Source organism: Caulobacter sp. ErkDOM-E (assembly GCF_048541895.1).
GTDB lineage: Bacteria > Pseudomonadota > Alphaproteobacteria > Caulobacterales > Caulobacteraceae > Caulobacter.
This window is the reverse complement of record NZ_CP183331.1, coordinates 2,651,729-2,669,174: the sequence shown is the minus strand read 5'-3', so window position 1 is coordinate 2,669,174 and position 17,446 is coordinate 2,651,729. Positions and strand designations below refer to the sequence as shown.

At 68.0% G+C, this 17,446-nt stretch carries 15 protein-coding genes and 2 pseudogenes; 5 read left to right on the top strand and 12 right to left on the bottom strand.

All coding sequences use genetic code 11. The features are described 5' to 3' along the window. Positions 1–75 precede the first annotated feature (75 nt). Complete coding sequence (locus ACN2C7_RS13105) at positions 76–1,638, bottom strand: carboxylesterase/lipase family protein (RefSeq protein ID WP_419317405.1); 1,563 nt, start codon at positions 1,636–1,638, stop codon at positions 76–78. Positions 1,639–1,756: 118 nt separating this feature from the next. After that, a complete protein-coding gene (pcaF, locus tag ACN2C7_RS13100) occupies positions 1,757–2,959 on the bottom strand; it encodes a 3-oxoadipyl-CoA thiolase (RefSeq protein ID WP_419317404.1) in 1,203 nt (400 codons plus the stop codon). A gap of 130 nt (positions 2,960–3,089) precedes the next feature. On the opposite strand from pcaF, the gene ACN2C7_RS13095 reads away from it, so the two are divergent. Beyond that, complete coding sequence (locus ACN2C7_RS13095) at positions 3,090–4,664, top strand: DUF885 domain-containing protein (protein WP_419317403.1); 1,575 nt, start codon at positions 3,090–3,092, stop codon at positions 4,662–4,664. A 130-nt stretch (positions 4,665–4,794) separates the two neighbouring features. Continuing rightward, positions 4,795–5,998 (top strand): annotated as a pseudogene (locus ACN2C7_RS13090) (IS481 family transposase). A gap of 201 nt (positions 5,999–6,199) precedes the next feature. Here ACN2C7_RS13090 and ACN2C7_RS13085 read toward each other — a convergent pair. The 5 genes and pseudogenes from ACN2C7_RS13085 to ACN2C7_RS13065 form a co-directional block, all read right to left on the bottom strand. Continuing rightward, a pseudogene (locus ACN2C7_RS13085) lies at positions 6,200–6,340 on the bottom strand (hypothetical protein); the annotation flags it as partial. Positions 6,341–6,625: 285 nt separating this feature from the next. Next, complete coding sequence (locus ACN2C7_RS13080) at positions 6,626–7,564, bottom strand: prephenate/arogenate dehydrogenase family protein (protein WP_419317402.1); 939 nt, start codon at positions 7,562–7,564, stop codon at positions 6,626–6,628. A gap of 162 nt (positions 7,565–7,726) precedes the next feature. Next, positions 7,727–8,848, bottom strand: coding sequence for a histidinol-phosphate transaminase (gene hisC, locus ACN2C7_RS13075; RefSeq protein WP_419317401.1), 1,122 nt, complete (start codon positions 8,846–8,848; stop codon positions 7,727–7,729). Between the two features lie 45 nt (positions 8,849–8,893). Then, the gene (locus ACN2C7_RS13070) at positions 8,894–9,694 is read right to left on the bottom strand and encodes a chorismate mutase (protein WP_419317400.1); all 801 of its coding nucleotides are present in this window, start codon (positions 9,692–9,694) and stop codon (positions 8,894–8,896) included. 114 nt (positions 9,695–9,808) lie between these two features. After that, a complete protein-coding gene (locus tag ACN2C7_RS13065) occupies positions 9,809–10,816 on the bottom strand; it encodes a DUF2125 domain-containing protein (protein ID WP_419317399.1) in 1,008 nt (335 codons plus the stop codon). A gap of 28 nt (positions 10,817–10,844) precedes the next feature. Here ACN2C7_RS13065 and ACN2C7_RS13060 point away from each other — a divergent pair, with 28 nt between their 5' ends. Further along, positions 10,845–11,408, top strand: a complete 564-nt coding sequence (locus tag ACN2C7_RS13060; RefSeq protein WP_419317398.1) for a gamma-glutamylcyclotransferase — start codon at positions 10,845–10,847, stop codon at positions 11,406–11,408. A 263-nt stretch (positions 11,409–11,671) separates the two neighbouring features. On the opposite strand, the gene ACN2C7_RS13055 is transcribed toward ACN2C7_RS13060, so the two are convergent. From ACN2C7_RS13055 to ftsE, 5 genes are all read right to left on the bottom strand, one after another. Next, positions 11,672–12,655, bottom strand: coding sequence for a DUF2971 domain-containing protein (locus ACN2C7_RS13055; protein ID WP_419317397.1), 984 nt, complete (start codon positions 12,653–12,655; stop codon positions 11,672–11,674). A gap of 255 nt (positions 12,656–12,910) precedes the next feature. Further along, positions 12,911–13,621, bottom strand: coding sequence for a lysophospholipid acyltransferase family protein (locus tag ACN2C7_RS13050; protein ID WP_419317396.1), 711 nt, complete (start codon positions 13,619–13,621; stop codon positions 12,911–12,913). Then, positions 13,618–14,238 (bottom strand): YdcF family protein, encoded by a 621-nt coding sequence (locus tag ACN2C7_RS13045; protein ID WP_419317395.1) that lies wholly within the window; start codon positions 14,236–14,238, stop codon positions 13,618–13,620. Before ACN2C7_RS13045 ends, ACN2C7_RS13050 begins: the two co-directional genes overlap by 4 nt. After that, positions 14,235–15,128, bottom strand: coding sequence for a cell division protein FtsX (locus ACN2C7_RS13040; RefSeq protein ID WP_419317394.1), 894 nt, complete (start codon positions 15,126–15,128; stop codon positions 14,235–14,237). The genes ACN2C7_RS13045 and ACN2C7_RS13040 overlap by 4 nt, the downstream gene beginning before the upstream one ends. Then, the gene (ftsE, locus tag ACN2C7_RS13035) at positions 15,125–15,829 is read right to left on the bottom strand and encodes a cell division ATP-binding protein FtsE (RefSeq protein ID WP_419321472.1); all 705 of its coding nucleotides are present in this window, start codon (positions 15,827–15,829) and stop codon (positions 15,125–15,127) included. Before ftsE ends, ACN2C7_RS13040 begins: the two co-directional genes overlap by 4 nt. An 83-nt stretch (positions 15,830–15,912) precedes the next feature. Here ftsE and ACN2C7_RS13030 point away from each other — a divergent pair, with 83 nt between their 5' ends. Both ACN2C7_RS13030 and ACN2C7_RS13025 read left to right on the top strand, forming a co-directional pair. Beyond that, the gene (locus tag ACN2C7_RS13030) at positions 15,913–16,845 is read left to right on the top strand and encodes a DUF3426 domain-containing protein (RefSeq protein ID WP_419317393.1); all 933 of its coding nucleotides are present in this window, start codon (positions 15,913–15,915) and stop codon (positions 16,843–16,845) included. Continuing rightward, positions 16,784–17,368: a phosphoribosyltransferase gene (locus ACN2C7_RS13025; protein WP_419317392.1), complete on the top strand. Its 585-nt coding sequence runs from the start codon at positions 16,784–16,786 to the stop codon at positions 17,366–17,368. Before ACN2C7_RS13030 ends, ACN2C7_RS13025 begins: the two co-directional genes overlap by 62 nt. Positions 17,369–17,446 lie beyond the last annotated feature (78 nt).

The following is a 17,446-nucleotide window of genomic DNA, read 5'->3' as shown; positions in this document are numbered from 1 at the left end:
ACGCGTCGTGGCCGCGCGCCTTCAGGTCCAGGTTAGCGCTAACCTGACAGCGTTGTCACTAGCGAACTTTGCCGCTCAGCGCCGGGCCCGGCGCGCCTCGGCTTGCAGAAACTTCAGGCGGGGCTGGTCGTCATCGGCGATGACGCGGGTGTCGGCGTCGATGATCAGCTTTCGCGCGTCACCTTCGGGATCATACACCGGCCAGACGGGCAGGCCGGGACCGTTGGGATCGCCCGTCTTCACGAAATTGGCCCAGTAGGACGACATCACGTCGGCCACGCGGCGGTCGGTGTCGTCAACGCTCCAGGCCCCGCCATTGTCCGGATGGTTAAATACATAGACGATCTCGGCCGAGTGGAACGCGCCCAGTGACTTGCCGCGATTGGCCTCGCCGAACCACCCGTCGGGCGTTTTCGGCGCATGATCGAAGCGGAACGCATAGACTGGCGCCTTGCCGGTTCGGGTCTGGGCCACGGCCCATGACCAGGTCGGCAGGCCCATCCAGGCGTCGCCGGCGAAATTGATCCGAGAGCGGATCATCTGGTCGGGCGTGTCGTGGGGATAGAGTTTCGCCGCCTCGGCCGCGTTGTCGCCGAAGGTCAGCTTCAGCGCCTCGGGCAGGGTGCGGCCGGCAAAGACCCCGCCTTCCAGCAGGCTGCCTTCATCACGGTTCCAGCCGACCAGCAGGGGCACGTCGCTTTGCTGCCCGGCCGCGAAGATCTCGGCCGCGCTGCTTGGCAGGATCCAGCCGTCGAGGATCGGGCGGAAGGCAAAGCGCGCGGTCGGTGCGGTCACGGCCGCAAGGATCTGTTCGGTGGAGCGTCGGCGCATGGCCGCCAGGCTGTCGTCGCCCAGGGCGCGACCCAGGGCCAGGCCGTTGGCCTCGCCCATCGCCAGGGTCTCGTCCTTGCCCAGGGTCCCGAAGGCCGAGCCGCTCTCGCCGATGGCCTGCTGGAACAGGCCCCGGGCCTGGGGCGAGGCCATCAGCCGGCTGACGGCGTCCGATCCCGCCGACTCGCCGGCGATGGTCACCCGGTCGGGGTCGCCGCCCAGCAGGGCGATATTGGCCTGCACCCAGCGCAGGGCCGCGATCATGTCGGCCAGGGCCTGGTCGCCGCTGGCCCTTTTGGGCGACTCCCGGGTCAGCGCCGGATGGGCCAGGAAGCCGAAGGCGCCCAGGCGATAGTTGATGGTCACCACCACCACGCCCTTTTTCGCCAGGGCGACGCCGTCATGGCGTGGCTCTGCGCCCGAGCCCGCGCCATAGCCGCCGCCATGGATCCAGAAGAACACCGGCAGCGACTCGCGGGTCTTGGCCGGGCTCCAGACGTTCAGATACAGGCAGTCCTCCGACATCGCGGGGGCGTAGGGGTCGATGTCGTTATAGACCTTGGGCTGGGCGCAGTTGGGCCCGAACCGGTCGGTCGCCCGCTCGCCCTTCCAGGCGACCACCGGCGCCGGCGGTTTCCAGCGCAAGGCGCCGACCGGCGGGGCGGCGTAGGGCAAGCCCTTCCAGGCCCTGATCCCGTCGGCGTCGGCCTTGGCCGGGACCAGCTTGCCGCCGGTGACATGCTGGGCGTGGGCGCCGGTCGCCAGCGCTGTCAGGGTCAGGGCAAGAAGGACGGCGCGAAGGGGCATGCGGACGCTCACGGTTGGCGAGGGTCCAGATGAGCAGGGGGAAGCGCCGTTGTCACGCGCAACCAAAGCTTGTCATTGCGGCGCGCGTCGTGCGTGGCCTGCATGACCGCTCAAACGGCTAGACCCGTTCCACCACCATCGAGATGCCCTGGCCCACGCCGATGCACATGGTTGCCAGGCCATAGCGGGCCTTGCGGCGATGCAGCTCTTCAACCGCCGTCAGGGCCAGGCGGGCGCCGCTCATGCCCAGGGGATGGCCCAGGGCGATGGCGCCGCCATTGGGGTTCACGTGCTCGCCGTCGTCGGGCAGACCCAGGGCGCGCAGCACCGCCAGCCCCTGGGCGGCGAAGGCTTCGTTCAGCTCGACCACGTCCATCTGGCCGATGGTCAGGCCCAGGCGCGCCAGCAGCTTCTGGGTCGACGGGGCCGGACCAAAGCCCATGATGCGCGGCGCGACGCCAGCGGCGGCCGAGCCGACGATCCGGGCGCGCGGCGTCAGGCCATGGCGCTTGATCGCCTCTTCCGAGGCGATGATCAGCGCCGCCGCGCCGTCATTGACGCCCGAGGCGTTGCCGGCGGTGATCGTGCCGTCCGGGCGGACGATGGGCTTGAGGGCCGACAGGGCCTCGATCGTGGTGGCGCGCGGGTGCTCGTCCTTGCTGACCACCACAGGGTCGCCCTTGCGCTGGGCGATGCTGACCGCAACGATCTCGGCGTCGAAGCGGCCGCTGGCCTGGGCCGCTGCGGCGCGGGCCTGGCTGCGCAGGGCGAAGGCATCCTGGTCGGCGCGGCTTATCCCGTAGTCATCAGCGACGTTCTCGGCGGTCTCGGGCATCGAGTCGACGCCGTAAGCCTTGCGCATGGCCGGGTTGACGAACCGCCAGCCGATAGTGGTGTCGAAGATCTCGGCATTGCGCGAGAAGGCGCTGTCGGCCTTGCCCATCACGAACGGCGCGCGGCTCATGCTCTCGACGCCGCCGGCGATCATCAGCTGGGCCTCGTCCGACTTGATGGCGCGCGCGGCCACGCCCACGGCGTCCAGGCCCGAGCCGCACAGGCGGTTGATGGTCGAGCCCGAGGCCTCGGTGCCCAGGCCCGCCAGCAGGGCGGCCATGCGGGCGACGTTGCGGTTGTCCTCGCCGGCCTGGTTGGCGCAGCCCAGCACCACGTCATCGACCAGGCTCCAGTCGACGCCGGGATTGCGCGCAACCAGCGCCCGCAAGGTTACCGCCGCCAGATCATCGGCCCTGACCGACGCCAGGGCTCCGGCATAGCGACCGATAGGGGTGCGGATCGCGTCGCAGATGAAGGCTTCGGCCATGGCGGATCTCTCAAACGGCTGTTCGCGCTACCCTAGCGGCAGGGCCGGCGCGATCAAGTCGGCCAATGGCTGGACACCGGTGTCAGATCGCCTAGACCTGACCGCTAAGAGACATCCCGGGAGAGACGCCATGATCAGCCGGCGAGACGTGATAGGCGGCGCCGTGGGAGGCGCGGCGCTGCTGGCGGCCGGCGGCGCACAGGCGAGCGGCGACGATGCGGCGCTGAAGGCCCTGCTCGACAAGCTGGCCAAGGGCGGCCCGGCCGCCCAGCGCCTGGCCGCACTGAAAGCTTTTTCTCCCGTCGCCCTGAGCCCTGCCGCGCGCCTCGACTATGACGCCGTGCTGTCGGCGTTCACCACCGAGGACGAGATCGTCCGCCGCTTCCCGTTCGGCGCGGGCGCGAGCTCGCCCTATGTCGTGACCACCCGCTCGGGCGCCTGGCTGAAGGCCGTTGAAGCCGCGAAGTCAGGCGACGCTACCGCTGACACCGTCAGACGCCTGGACGCCGAGACCGCCCGGATCGCGGAAGACGCCGCCAGAGGCGTGATCTTGCCGGCCTTTGTGATCGACAAGGTCGCCGCAGGTCTCGCCGAAACCGCGACAGCCGTCGCCGCCACGCCTGATCTCGCCGCCGCCCTGGGCCGCCAGCGCGAGGCTCTGATCGCCTTGCGCAGCAAGGCCGGCAAGGGGATCGGCGTCGGACGCTTCAAGGATGGCGAGGCCTATTACGCCCTGCTGCTGAAGGCGGCGATCGGCGCCGAGATCACGCCTGGCCAGGCCTGGGATCGCGCTAGCGCCGCCGCCAAGGCCCTGACCGCCCGCGCCGATACGCTGCTGAAGGCCCAGGGGATGAGCCAGGGCACGGTCGGCGCCCGTCTGGCCGCGCTCAGCCGCGACGAGCGCTGGCTCTACAGTGATGACGCCGCCGGCCGCGACCGGCTGATCGCCGACATGAACGCCTGGCTGGCCAAGGCCGTCTCGCGCCTGCCGGTCTCGTTCGCCACAATCGCGCCGGGCAGTCGCGCGGTCAGCATGAGCCGCATGAGCCCCGCCGACGAGGCCGCCCGCCGTCAGGGCTATCGCGAGGCGCCGTCCTTCGATGGCTCGAAGCCGGGCGTCTATTACGCCGACCTCAACACCATCCGCACCCGCCCCAGCTGGACCCTACCCAGTGTCGTCCACCATGAGAGCGTCGCCGGCCACATGGTGCAGATGCCGCTGGAGGAACGCTCCGGCGCCCATCCGCTGCGCACCCGCCTGGCATTCCCGGGGTTCTCCGAGGGCTGGGCGATCTATGCCGAACAGCTGGCCGCCGAGGAGGGCGCCTTCGCGGGCGATCCGTTGGCGGAGCTGGGCTATCTCCAGTGGATGCTGTTCCGCGTCGGCCGCCTGCTGGCCGACCTCGGCGTGCATCTGAAGGGCTGGGGCGTCGAGAAGACCACGACCTTCCTCAATGACCTGCAAGGCCCGCCGCCGGTGTTCTCGCCGGTGTCGCAAGGCATCGAACGCATCGCCATCGGCCCGGCGGCCTCGGCGGGGCAGGGGCTGGCCTGGCTGGAACTGGTCCGCCTGCGCGAGGCGGCGCGTAAGCTGCCGGGCTCGGGCTTCGACATCCGCGCCTTCCACGACGCGGTGCTGGTTCCCGGGCCCCTGCCGCTGTCGATGCTGCGGGCGCGGGTGCTGGGGGCGTCGGCGCGGGGATAGCGATCGCGCCATCCCCGGATGGGCACGGGAATCTGAAACCCTCTCCCAGAGGTGTTCAGGCCGGGGACATCCGTGACAGGTGTTCGGAGACATCCGTGACACATTTTCCGATCTCGAAGGGAGGTCGGAGATGCCATTCACGGGAGTCTCTGCGATGGATTTCAAACGGGAGTTCGTGCGTCTGGCGCAGGCTGAAGGCGCCAATCGCCGGGAGCTTTGCCGGCGGTTTGGGATAAGCGCCAGCCTGGGTTACCGGCTGCTGTCGCGCTATGCGGCGCAGGGCGAGGCGGGTTTGACGGAGCGGTCGCGACGCCCACGCGGTTCGCCTCGGACGACGCCGGCTCCGATCGAGGCGGCGGCGCTGGCGGTGCGGGCCCAGCACCCGGCCTGGGGCGGGCGCAAGATCGCCGCCGTGCTGCGACGCCAGGGTCTGGAGGCGCCATCGCCCTCGACGGTGACCCAGATCCTGCGCCGCCATGGCGTGGCTCTGGGCGCATTCGGCGGCGGCCACGAGCCGTTCATCCGCTTCGAGCACCCCGCGCCAAACGACCTGTGGCAGATGGACTTCAAGGGCTACGTGCCGCTTGGCGCGGAGGGCGGGCGGCTTCACCCGCTGACCGTGCTGGACGACCATTCGCGCTTCTGCCTGGTGCTAGAGGCCTGCGCCAACCAGGAGCGCCAGACCGTAAAATCCAGCCTGATCAACGCCTTCCAGCGTTATGGCCTGCCCCGTCGCATCACCGCCGACAACGGCCCGCCCTGGGGCGCGGGCATGAGGGGGGACGGCGTGGGCCGGTCCTGGACCGCTCTGGGCGTGTGGCTGCTGGAGCAGGACATCGCTCTGGGCCACTCGCGACCCTACCACCCCCAGACCCAGGGCAAGGACGAGCGCTTCCATCGCACCCTCAAGGCCGAGGCCCTGTCAGGGCCGCCGTTCGCCAACCTGGAGGAGGCCGCCCGCCACCTGCGCGACTGGCGCACGGTCTACAACACCCAGCGCCCTCACGAGGCCCTGGGCCTGATCACGCCCATCGAACGCTATGCTCCAAGCCCCAGGCCCTATCGCGACGACATCGCGCCCTTCGCCTATGGCCCCGACGACCTGACGCGCAAGGTTCAGGACGGCCGCATCAGCTTCGAGGCCCGCCTCATCCGGGTCCCCAAGGCCTTCACAGGCAAGACCTTGGCCCTTCGTCCCACCAACATCGACGGCCGCTATGACCTGGTCTTCAGGTCCAAGACCATCTCCACCATCGACCTCAAAACGCCGATGTGATCATCCTCAACCTGTCACGGATGTCTCCGAACACCTGTCACGGATGTCCCCGGTCTGAACACCTCTGGGAGAGGGAGGGGCCCGCCGCGTAGCGGTGGGAGGGTGAGGGGTTTGCGAAGCCCTTCCGGACAGGGCAGGATCCCAGGTGCGACAATGGTTTAGGGTGTAACCCCTCACCCTCCCACGCAAGCGTGGGTCCCTCCCTCTCCCTCTGGGAGAGGGTCGAAGCAACGGGGATCGACACGGGCGTGCAGCAAACTTATCCGACGCGCTGAAACCTCCCGTATTCTTGTCCCACCTCGTCGCGAGGAAAGGGCGCAAGGCCAGCGACCATTGCGGCGGCGGGGGGTGATCGAGCGGGACTGGGGTCGAGGGGGATACTCGACCGGTCCGGGGATCCTGGCGTTGCAGGACCCGCCCGCCGTCGGCGTGGACGGGGATCAAGGCGAGTGTTGGTCAGGATTGGCCCCACGCCCCCCGACCTTCGGGACTTCGGGAAACCGAAGCTTCCGGGTCCCGGTAAGGCCCCAACTGGGCCACCCGCTGGGACGCTGATGGATAACGACCACGCGGAGCGCTCGGCTTCGTCGAAACGGTTATTCTATTTTCCTCCGGACGTGGTCCGGACGCTCCGCGACCCTTTTCACCAACTCGCAGCGAACGCGCGAGGTCGCGAACCTGCGCCTCAGTGCTTGCCGCGGTCGCGTCCGAAGTTCGGCTCAGCGCTTTCCTGGCCGGCCGCCACGATGCCGCGGCGGATGGCGCGGGTGCGGGTGAAGTGGCTGTGCAGGGTGTCGGCGTCGCCCCAGCGGATGGCGCGGCTCATGGCCTGCAGGTCTTCGGTGAAGCGGCCCAGCATTTCCAGCACCGCGTCCTTGTTGGCGATGAAGATGTCGCGCCACATCGTCGGATCACTGGCGGCGATGCGGGTGAAGTCGCGGAAGCCCGAGGCCGAGAACTTGATGACCTCGCTCTCGGTGACGTTCTCCAGATCGGCCGCGCTGCCGACGATGGTGTAGGCGATCAGGTGGGGCAGGTGGCTGACCACGGCCAGCACCAGGTCGTGGTGCTTTTCCTCCATCAGCTCGACCTGGGCCCCGAACGCGCGCCAGAAGGCCGACAGCTGGGCGACGGCGGCGGCGTAGTGCTCGTCGTCGCTTTCGAAGGGCGTCAGGATCGTCCAGCGGTTCTCGAACAGCTCGGCGAAGCCGGCGTCCGGACCCGACTGCTCGGTGCCGGCGATCGGGTGGCCGGGAATGGCGAAGATCTTCGAGATGTCCTGGGCGCGGAAGGCCTCGGCGACATTGGCCTTGGTCGAGCCGACGTCGGTCAGGGTGGCGCCGGGCTTCATGGCCGGGATCACCAGGCCGGCCAGTTCAGGGACCGAAAGCACCGGGGTGGCGATGACCACCAGGTCGGCGTCGCGCACCGCCTCGGCGATGTCGCCCGTCACATGGTCGGCGATGCCCAGCTCGACCACGCGGGCCCGGTGGGCCTCGCTGGCGTCGGCCACGGTGATCTGGCTGACCACGCCGTGAGCGCGAGCCGCGCGGATCACCGAACCGCCGATCAGGCCGCAGCCGATCACGGTCATCTTGGGATAGAGGATACCGGGCTTAGACATGGGGGGTAACCTCAACCCGCTCTCCCCGGCGAAGGCCGGGGCCCAGATTCAGCCAGAGCGCCTGGGGATGAAGCGCCATGCGGCGGCGCTCACCAGCGGGGCGGTTGTGGGTTCGACCCGGACCCCGGCCTTCGCCGGGGAGAGCGGAAAATGAAGGGGACATCAGCGACCCACGAACTGCGTCAGCAAATCCACCACGGCGCGGTTGTGCGCTTCCAGACCGATGGTGATGCGGATGGCGTTGGGCAGACCGTAGTTGCCGACGGCGCGGACCAGATAGCCCTTGCTAGCCAGGAATTCCTCGGCCTCGCGGGCGGTCTTGCCCGGGACGTCGGGGAAGTTGACCAGCACGAAATTGGCCGCCGACGGCGTGACCTCAAGGCCAAGCCCCCCGAGCTGTTGGGTCAGGAACGGCCGCCACTGCTCGACCAGCGCCACCGAGCGGGCCTGGAATTCGAGGTCGCCCAGGGCGGCGATGGCCGCCTCCTGGCCGGGGATCGAGGTGTTGAACGGCGGACGGATGCGCTCGATCGGCTCGATGATCCCGGCCGGTCCATAGCCCCAGCCGACCCGCAGGCCGCCAAGGCCGTGGATCTTGGAAAAGGTGCGGGTGACGATGACGTTTTGCGCCGTGCGGGCCAGGTCCAGGCCATCCTCGAAGCGCGGATCGGTGGCGAACTCGGCATAGGCGCCGTCCAGCACCAGCACCACCGACGGCGGGATGGCGGCGTGCAGGGCGCGGATTTCCTCGCCGGTCAGCCAGGTGCCGGTCGGGTTGGCGGGGTTGGCGATGAACACCAGGCGGGTGCGCTCGTCGATGCATTTGACCACTTCGTCGGCGTCGATGCGCTGGTTCGGCTCGCGGGCCATCCGCACCTCGCCCTGGCAGGCGCGGGCCCCGATGGCGTAGGCGGCGAAGCCGTGCTCGCCCTGAACGATATTGTCGCCGGGCTCCAGATAGACCTGGCACAGCAGGGCGAAGATCTCGTCGCTGCCGTCGCCGAAGGTCAGGCGTTCGGGCTCCAGCCTGTAGCGCTCGGCCACGGCGGCGCGCAGGCCATTGGCCTTGCCGTCCGGATAGAGGTGCAGGCGGTCGACGGCGGCGCGATAGGCGTCCTTGGCCGCGTCGCTGCAGCCCAGAATGTTCTCGTTGCTGGACAGCTTCACCGGATGGGCGATGCCCTCGATCTTGGATTTGCCGCCGACATAGGCGTGGATATCCATGATGCCCGGCTTGGGCATGGGACGCGGCGCGGCGAAGCGGTCGGGGGCGGGAGCGGTCATCTTGGAACTCAGTCTGAACTGGCCGTCGTCTTACACGTCGCCCACTTAAACGTCGAACGGCGTGGGCGCAGCCCCGATGACGCCGGTCAGCTTGCCGGGGGCCTGGGCCAGGCGCGCGTCATTGACCTGGAAGAAGCCCGACAGCGAGAACAGCTTCAGCCCGCCGGACTCGGCCAGGGGCTCGGCGGCGACGCCGCTGGGGCTCAGGGCCTCGACGATGGCGGCGGCGCTCTTGCCCGAGTCGGTGACCCAGAAGGTCTGGTCGCCGCCGGTGGGCTCGACCTCGACCTCGGCCACGGCCAGGGCGGCCTGCGGGCCCCAACGGTTCAGGCAGGGCAGGGCGGCGAAGATCTTCAGCTTGGGTTCCGCCAGCAGGCGGCCCCACCAGTTGCTGTCCGGCGTCAGGGCCAGCACGCCGACGCCCCACGGCGTTTTGGCGGCGGCCAGCACGTCCTTGGCTTCGGCCAGGACCTGCATCCTTGGCGCGGTTCCGAACCGCAGGCGGGTCAGCTCGACGGCGCGGGTCGGATCCTTCCCGCCCCAGACGGCCAGATGATAGGGACCCTGGCGGGCCAGGTTGTCGCTCATCACCTCGCGCCAGACGCGGATGATCAGGGCGTCGTTGGCTGCGGTGCGCGGGGCGGCCAGCAGCTTGCGGATGATCAGGGCCTCGCGGCCGGGACGCAGGCCAAAGCCCGTATCGCCCGCCGCGCGCTTGGCCGCCGCGACGGCGCCGGCCAAGGCGGCCCGCTCGTCCAGCAGCTTCAGCAGTTCACCATCAATGGCGTCCAGTCGCCATCGGACCTCGTCGAGAGACGGAGGCGCGTCGGCCGCGTCGGTACCCATGTTTATCCCCGAAATTGGAGGCCGGACCATAGTCCTTGCCGCCGCCGGTGCAATAGCTGGCGTTCACGGCAAGAAACTTGCGCGCCGTCCGCCGCAGGCGCGCCTGCCCGCCGCTCAATAAACTCGCGGCGAGGGACCGGTGTCGATGGTTCCCAGTCGGGTGCGGCCTTCCTGCAGGATCAGGTTGGCCTCGATGACCGGCTCGCGCCCCAGGGCCTGGGCGGCGGCGGCCAGGATCTGCTCGGGCGTCCGGGCGGCCCGGGGATCGACCCGCTCCTTGAGGGCGACCTCCAGCTTGCCCTGCAGCCGGCCATCGGCGTCGACGGTCAGGGCCCCGGACTTGGCCGTGCCCTCGGCCTCGCCGGCGCTGATCCGGGCGTTTTCCATGGTGATCGCGCCGCCGGCCGCGCTCCAGTCGCGCACGGCGTCAGCCCAGTTGTCGCCGCGCAGGGTCGAAACCTTGCTGAGGCGGGCGTCCAGGATCATGTCGGCGCTGTTCTCCTGGGCGATGCGGCCCAGCAGGCCGGTGAAATTGGCCCGGGCGCCCTCGGCCTTGAACAGGATCGCGGCCTGATCTTCGGGACCGGGGCGCAGGTGCAGCTGCATGGTCTGGGCCGAGCGCAGCGGGAAGGGGGCCGCCTCGGGCGCGGTCGAGAACACCAGGCCAGCGCCTTCGATCGAGATGCGGGGCGGGTGCTGCTTGAGGCCCGCCAGGCTGGCGCGCAGGGCCTGACCGGCGATGGCGACGTCGCCGCCCTCCGGCCGGGTCAGCAGGGCGCCGCGCGGGGCCACGGCCACCCAGTGGTCCAGGCCATAGATCATCGCTTCGGCTCTCAGCTCCGGAATGCGCAGGGCCCAGCCGGACGGCTCGGCGACGCGGGCGTCGGCCAGGGTCACGTCCAGGCGGAACGGGAAGCCGGAAAAGCTGCGGGCGCTCCACGACAGGTCATAGCCGCGTGACTTCAGCGAGGCCGAGGCCGTATCCATCCGCTGCTCGGCCTGATTGCGCAGCCAGAACCAGCCGACGCACCAGGCCGCCGCGAAGATCAGCGCGATGATGAAGGGCGCAAACAGACCTCGTCTGCGGACTTTGCGGGGCGGCGCGGCGTCGGTATGGGTCATGAAAGAGCGCGTCCAGTCGGGATTGAAGATGAGCGTAGAGAGCGGAGACCGTTGGGTGTTCGGATACGGATCGCTCATGTGGCGTCCCGGGTTCCCGTTTGTAGAGCGAAGACGCGCGGTTCTCCACGGCCGTCGTCGCGCCTTCTGCATCTATTCGGTCCATCACCGGGGCACCTATGAGCGTCCAGGGCTGGTTCTGGGCCTTGCGCCCGGCGGTTCGGTGCGCGGCGCGGCCTATCGGGTGGCGGCGGCGGAATGGGAACAGGTCTATGGCTATCTGCGCGAACGCGAGCAGCCGACCGAGACCTATTTCGAGGCCTGGAGCGATCTGAAGATCGACGGTGAGGCGGCGAAGATCTCCTCGCTGGTCTTCCTGTCAGACATGAAGCACAGCCAGTGGGCCGGGGCGCTGAGCCTGGAACAGCAGGCCGACCTCATCGCCGGCGCCAAAGGGTTGTCGGGCCGCAACATCGATTACCTGTCCGACCTTGTCGGCCACCTGCGCGAGGACGGCGTGCGCGATCACGCCATGGAGACGCTGCTCAAGCTGGTCGCGGCGCGGGAGGACGGCTCTACGAATCCCTCTCTCTGAGAGAGAGGGCGGGGCCCGCCGCCGCAGGCGGTGGGAGGGTGAGAGGTTTCACCGTTGGCCGGAAAATCTCGATTCCTGGCGTTGAGCCGCCGGAATGGAAGGAGAGCGGAAATCAGGTCAGCACCTGAAACCCGACATTTGACCCTTGGACCGCAAGCGGACGTCGCCAAGGTCCGCTTAGGGTGGGAAGCGGATATTCTAGAGTGCCAACCTAGATGACGATGTCCAACCATAGGCTTGCGCGTTACTTATCTTTGCCAAGCTTAGGAATAGTGTCGCAGTGGGATTTGAGAGACGCTTATTCGATCATGCGCATTCTGTACGCCAGCGTCGGTTAGAAGCCGCTTGAAGGCCTCGTAGAGAACCCACGCGTTGTCGGTCGGCCCTATAATGACGCGGTCCACTAGGCTGGGGATGTCAGCATGATGAAGCCCGACTTCGGGCGCATGCTTGAGCGGCAGAAATTGCACAGTCTGTGGCGTGCCGCGAACCGATCTTATGACAGGCTTTATCACCGGCGATTGCGCCAGATTCGGTGAGTATATAACGCGCCACTCCCGTTCTTCTCTGAATGCTGGATGTTTGGTGCATAGCGCTGCGAAGTGGAGCGCCGAAAAGACATTTTCGCTCAAAACGCTCTTCCCATATTTCCGCAACTCCTCACCGTGTTGCTCCAACCTTGCGGCCATCTCGTCAATTCTGACTTCAATGTCCTTTCCCGTGCCGTAGAATACTGGGCTAGAGAATGCTGCGAGCTCGTCGGTTGTCGCCAAGAATGGTGTCAGATTGAGGACTAGGGCCACTCCAGCAATTCCACCGTAAGCGCGCCACATTGAGAGCCGTCCGTATTCGTCCTCCTCCGGCGGATGCTCCGATATACAGGTGATGTATGTGTTGCTTCGCATATCGGGCTGCCAAGCATCATAGCGCTCTGTGATTTCAGCCGCGATGCCAGGGTGAATAGCTTCTAACGCGCGCTGCAGCCTTTCCCCGGATGAAGAAATCCAAGCCTCCCGGACACACTGCTGCCCGTGCTCCACTTCGGAGAAGTCGTTCATGGTCGTCGTGTTGCGCATCCAGATCTCAGCGTTCTGTATGATGCTCATGGCTACCTCGGCAGAGGTATAGTGCACGAAGCGAGACTTGGAGGTGATGACACCGTCCAGCCGCCGCATCAGTTCCGCTGAAAAGATGCTGTTGAAGAGATGCTCTTCAGGTGGCGAGCCGAGAGGGTTGGGGACATCCATAGGCATAGCTTGTCACCCAAGCTCTACCTCAGCAAGCGCGCGCTAGTTCTTTCTAGAAAGGCTCCAGCTTGGCCGACCTTCCAATAATCGAACGTTTCCGGGGTCAGAGACGAGCTGTGCCTCCGATCGACGAGAGAGACCTGAAAGTCAGCAATGGCTCGAAAGCTGACAGCGCTCGATCCTGCCAGTCTGTAACCTCTCACCCTCCCACCGCTTCGCGGCGGGCCCCGCCCTCTCTCAAAGAGAGAGGGATCATCAGACGCCCTCGTCCTCCAGGGCCTTGGTCGCCGTGTCGATGCGGGTCTGTAGTTCGCGCATGAACTCGCCGCGTTTCAGGCCGGCGGGGATCGGCGGCAGGTATTCGAAGACGATGGCGCCCGGCTTGACCAGGAAACCCTTGCCCCAGTGCACGCCACAGTTCAGGGCCAGGGGCGTCACGGGCAGGTCCAGCTCACGATAGAGGGCGGCGATGCCGGGCTTGTAGTCGCCGGGAACGCCGACGGCGCCGCGGGTGCCTTCGGGGAAGATCACCACCTGGCGAACCTCCTTCATCTTCTCCAGCGTATCGCGGACCAGCTTCTTCAGGGCCGTCGAGTGGCCGGCGCGGTCGACGACGACCATGCCCGCCTTCAGGCCGTGCCAGCCAAACAGCGGCACGTTCAGAAGTTCCTTCTTCATCACGAAACAGGCGTCGGGCAGCAGGCCAAACTGGCTGAAGACGTCGAACATCGACTGGTGCTTGGCGGCGATCAGGGCGGGGCCGGTGGGCAGGTATTCGCGACCGCGCACCTCGACCCTGACGTCGGCGATCCAGCGCAGACCAAAGAACAGGCCCTTGGACCAGAAGGTCAGGGCGGCCACCGCGAAGCGGCGCGGCAGGGGCAGCAGGGCCACCATCCAGGTCGAGGTGAAGATCGACCAAAGCCAGAAATACAGCTGGAACAGAAACGAACGCAGATAGATCAAGACGCTTTCCTCGCCGGCTCGCCGGCCTCTTCTTTCGGACCAAGCCCGAGGAACGCCTCGCGGCCCAGAATCGCCAGGTACTTGCAGTATTCGACGATCATCCGCCGCGCGCCGGCGTTCTGCTTCCACCAGCGATGAGCGTCGAGACCTTCAGTGGCGACGGGATAGGGATAAAGCACAGTGTCAGGCATGGTTGCGCGCAGCTCCAGCATCGAGCGCGGCATATGATAGTCGGCCGTCACGACGATCAGGCTACGATAGCCCTTGGCCTTGGCCCACTCGGCCGTTTCCCTGGCGTTGCCGATGGTGTTGGCGGCGGCGAAGCCCAGGTCCACGCAGCAGTCATAGATCGGCTTGACGGCCTTGGTGACGTTGAGAACGTCCTCGCGGGTGGCCTCGCGATTGACGCCGGAGATCAGCAGGCGCTTGCCCTTGCCGGCTTCTAGAAGCTTGGTGGCGGCTTCCAGCCGGATGTTCGAGGCGCCCGTCAGCACCACGACGCCATCGGCGATCGGCGGCTCGCGGGCGGGGATCGATTGCTCGACGCGGCTCGAGAACGCCAGCAGGCCGACGGCCCAGACCATCACCAGGATCAACAGGGCTGCGAGGCTTTTCACGGCATGCTCCTCAAAAGTCGCAACGCAGCAAGGCGGGCGGTCAGGCCCGCGACGAGGGCGGCGATCAGCGGGCAGGGCAGCGGCGCCAGCAGATCGATCCAGGCCAGGGGCAGGATCGGCGCCAGGCCCGAACCGCCGCCCAGGGTCCGTAACGCCGCGCCGATGATGGTCGCCCCCGCGCCGCCCAGCAAGCCCGCGATGGCGGCCATGCCCGCGAACCGCCACTGGAACAGGCCGGCGATAAACCGGGCTTCCGCTCCGGACAGGTGCAGCACCTCGATCACGTCGGCCCGCGCCGCCAGTCCGGCCCGCGTGGCGAAGGCGATCACCGAAGCCGCCGCCGCCGCGATCAGGGCGAACACGCCCAGCGCCGCCCAGCGGGCCAGGCCGGCGCTGCGTTCGATATCGGCGATCCAGCGGCTGTGATCATCGACGACGGCGTCGACACCGGCGGCCTTCAGCGCCTGGTCCAGCGCCGTGGCGGTGGCGGGTAGCAGGGGGTCCAGATCCAGGGTGACAAGGCGCGGGGTGGGCAGGTCGTCGACCAGGGCCTCCTTGCCGATCCAGGGGACCAGCAGTTCCTCGGCCTTGTCCTTGGTCAGGGCGCGCGCCTCGACCACGCCCTTGACCCCGGCCAGGGCCTCGGCGGCGCGGGCGGCGGCGGAGTCGGGGGTCTCGTTGGGGCGAGCGCGGACCACCACGGTCGCCGATCCGGTCAGCTGGTTGGTCCAGCCCTCGGCTGCGCGGTTGGCGGCCAGGGCGGCCAGGGCCGTCAGGCAGGCCAGGAAGCAGAGCACGGCGACCACGAAGACCAGCGAGCCGTCTCGGGCGTCGCGCGGCGGCAGCAGCGGACCCGGCCGCCAGCGATCGACCTGGAAGACCTCGCTCATGCGTCGCCGCCTTCGACCAGACGGCCATGCTCGAGATGCAGGGTGGGCTGGCCGGCGCGGGCCACGACATCCTCGTCATGGGTGGCGATCAGCACGGTGGTGCCCAGACGGTTGAGCTCGACGAACAGCCGCAGCAGTCGCAGCGACATGGCCGGATCGACATTGCCGGTCGGCTCGTCGGCCAGCAGCACGTCGGGCCGGTCAACCACGGCGCGGGCGATGGCCAGGCGCTGCTTTTCACCGCCCGACAGGGTGGCGGGCAGGGCATGCATCCGTTCACCCAGTCCGACCCAGGTCAGCAGTTCGGCGACGTCGTCGCGATAGGTGGCGGGCTTGCGCTGCAGGATACGGAGCGGAAGGGCGGCGTTGTCGAACACCGACAGGTGCTCCAGCAGCCGGAATTCCTGGAAAACCACCCCGATCCGGCGGCGCAGGAACGGCAGGTCGCCGGTCGGTAGAAGGCTGACATCGCGGCCGAAAAGCTCCACGCGACCCCGTGACGCACGGTGGGCCAGATAGATCAGCTTGAGCAGGGAACTCTTGCCCGCGCCCGAAGCGCCGGTCAGGAAGTGAAACGACCCGGGAGCCAGAGAAAACCCAATGTCTCTTAGCGTTTCCGGCGCGCGGCCGTAGCGCATCGACACGCCCTCGAAGCGAACCACGGGGAGGGCGTCATCGCCCTGATCTGCCTCGATCCGCAAGGAGGTGTCGCCGGGGTTTCTGGACATCAGGGACAAAATCAGCGACCCCATTTGTTAATGCGGGGAGCCTACGATTCGCGGCCATGATACTGACCTGTCCGGAGTGCGCCAGCCGCTATTTCGTCGACGACTCCAAGGTCGGTGCGGCTGGTCGTGTCGTGCGTTGCGCCTCGTGCGGCCACCGCTGGACCGCCCGTAACGAGGAGTCCACGGACCTCTTCGACGAGCCTTCCGACGCGACCCTGGCCAGCGACGCCGCCATGGCCTCACTGGAAGCCGCTGAGGCCAGTGCGACCGTTGAACCCGAACCTGAACCGCCGGTCAGCGCCCTTCCGGGCGAGGAGCTGCCCAAGGTGTTCCGGGCCCGCGCCGACGCCGAGCGTCGCCTGCGCGAGGCGACGACCACGGGCGTGGTCTGGGCCGGCATGGCCGCCGCCATGGCCTCGATGGTCGTCGGCGCCCTGATCTTCCGCATCGACATGGTGCGCCTGTGGCCCGCCACGGCCGGGGCCTATGCCAGCGTCGGCCTGCCGGTGAACACGGTCGGGCTGGTGATCGAGAACATCAAGGCCGAGCCTTCGCTGGAAGACGGCCACGCCGCCGTGACCATCACCGGCATCATGCGCAACATCACCGATCATGCGGTGGTCGCCCCGCCGCTGCGGGTCGAGCTGCGCAACGCCAAGGACAAGCGCGTGGCCGGCCGCATCGCCGCCGCCGCCGATCCCAAGATCCCGCCCAGCGAGATCCGCCACTTCGCCATCACCATCCTGGACCCGCCCCGCACAGCCAAGGATCTGGTCATCGACTTCGCGGTCGAGCCCGGCGCGGCCAAGGCGGTCAAGGCCGCCCTGAAGACCCCGGCCAAGCACGCGGCGGACCCCGAACTGTCCCTGCGCGGCGCCCAGGATGCGCCTGCCGAGGCAGATGCGGCTGGACATGAACCCTCGGGACATGAGACCGGAGCGGCAGCCATTCCTCCCTCCGACTCTCACGAACCCGCGCATCATGAATGACACCGCCCAACCCGAAGTCCTGATTTCGGAAGCCGACATCGCCCAGCGCGTTCAGGCCCTCGCCAACGCCATCGCTCCGCGCATCGACGACGACACGGTCTGCGTCTGTCTGCTGACCGGCGGTCTGTGGTTCGCCGCCGACCTGACCCGGGCCTTGTGGAAGGCGGGCCGCAATGTCCGCTTCGACGCCCTGTGGCTGGCCTCGTATCACGATGAGCGCAAGAGCACCGGCCGCTGCGAGGTCCGCGCCGACCTGCAACGGCCGCTGATCGGCCGCCGGGCCCTGGTGGTGGATGATGTGTTCGACAGCGGCCTGTCGCTGAGCGAAGCCTCGCGCCTGGTCAAGGACGCCGGCGCCAGCGAAGTGATGACTGCCGTCTTCGCCCGCAAGCCCTGGCCGACCCAGCGCGGCATGGAGCCCGACTTCGTGGCCTGGGAAGCCCCGGCCCGCTACCTCGTGGGCTATGGTCTCGACGACGAGGGCAAGAGCCGCGGCCTGCCTTACATCGGCGCGATGGACTGATCGCGCTCTAAGCGCTTGATTTAGAGCCTTTTTATACGCCTCACATGGTCCATGTGAGGCTAAAAGGCTCTGGCGTTC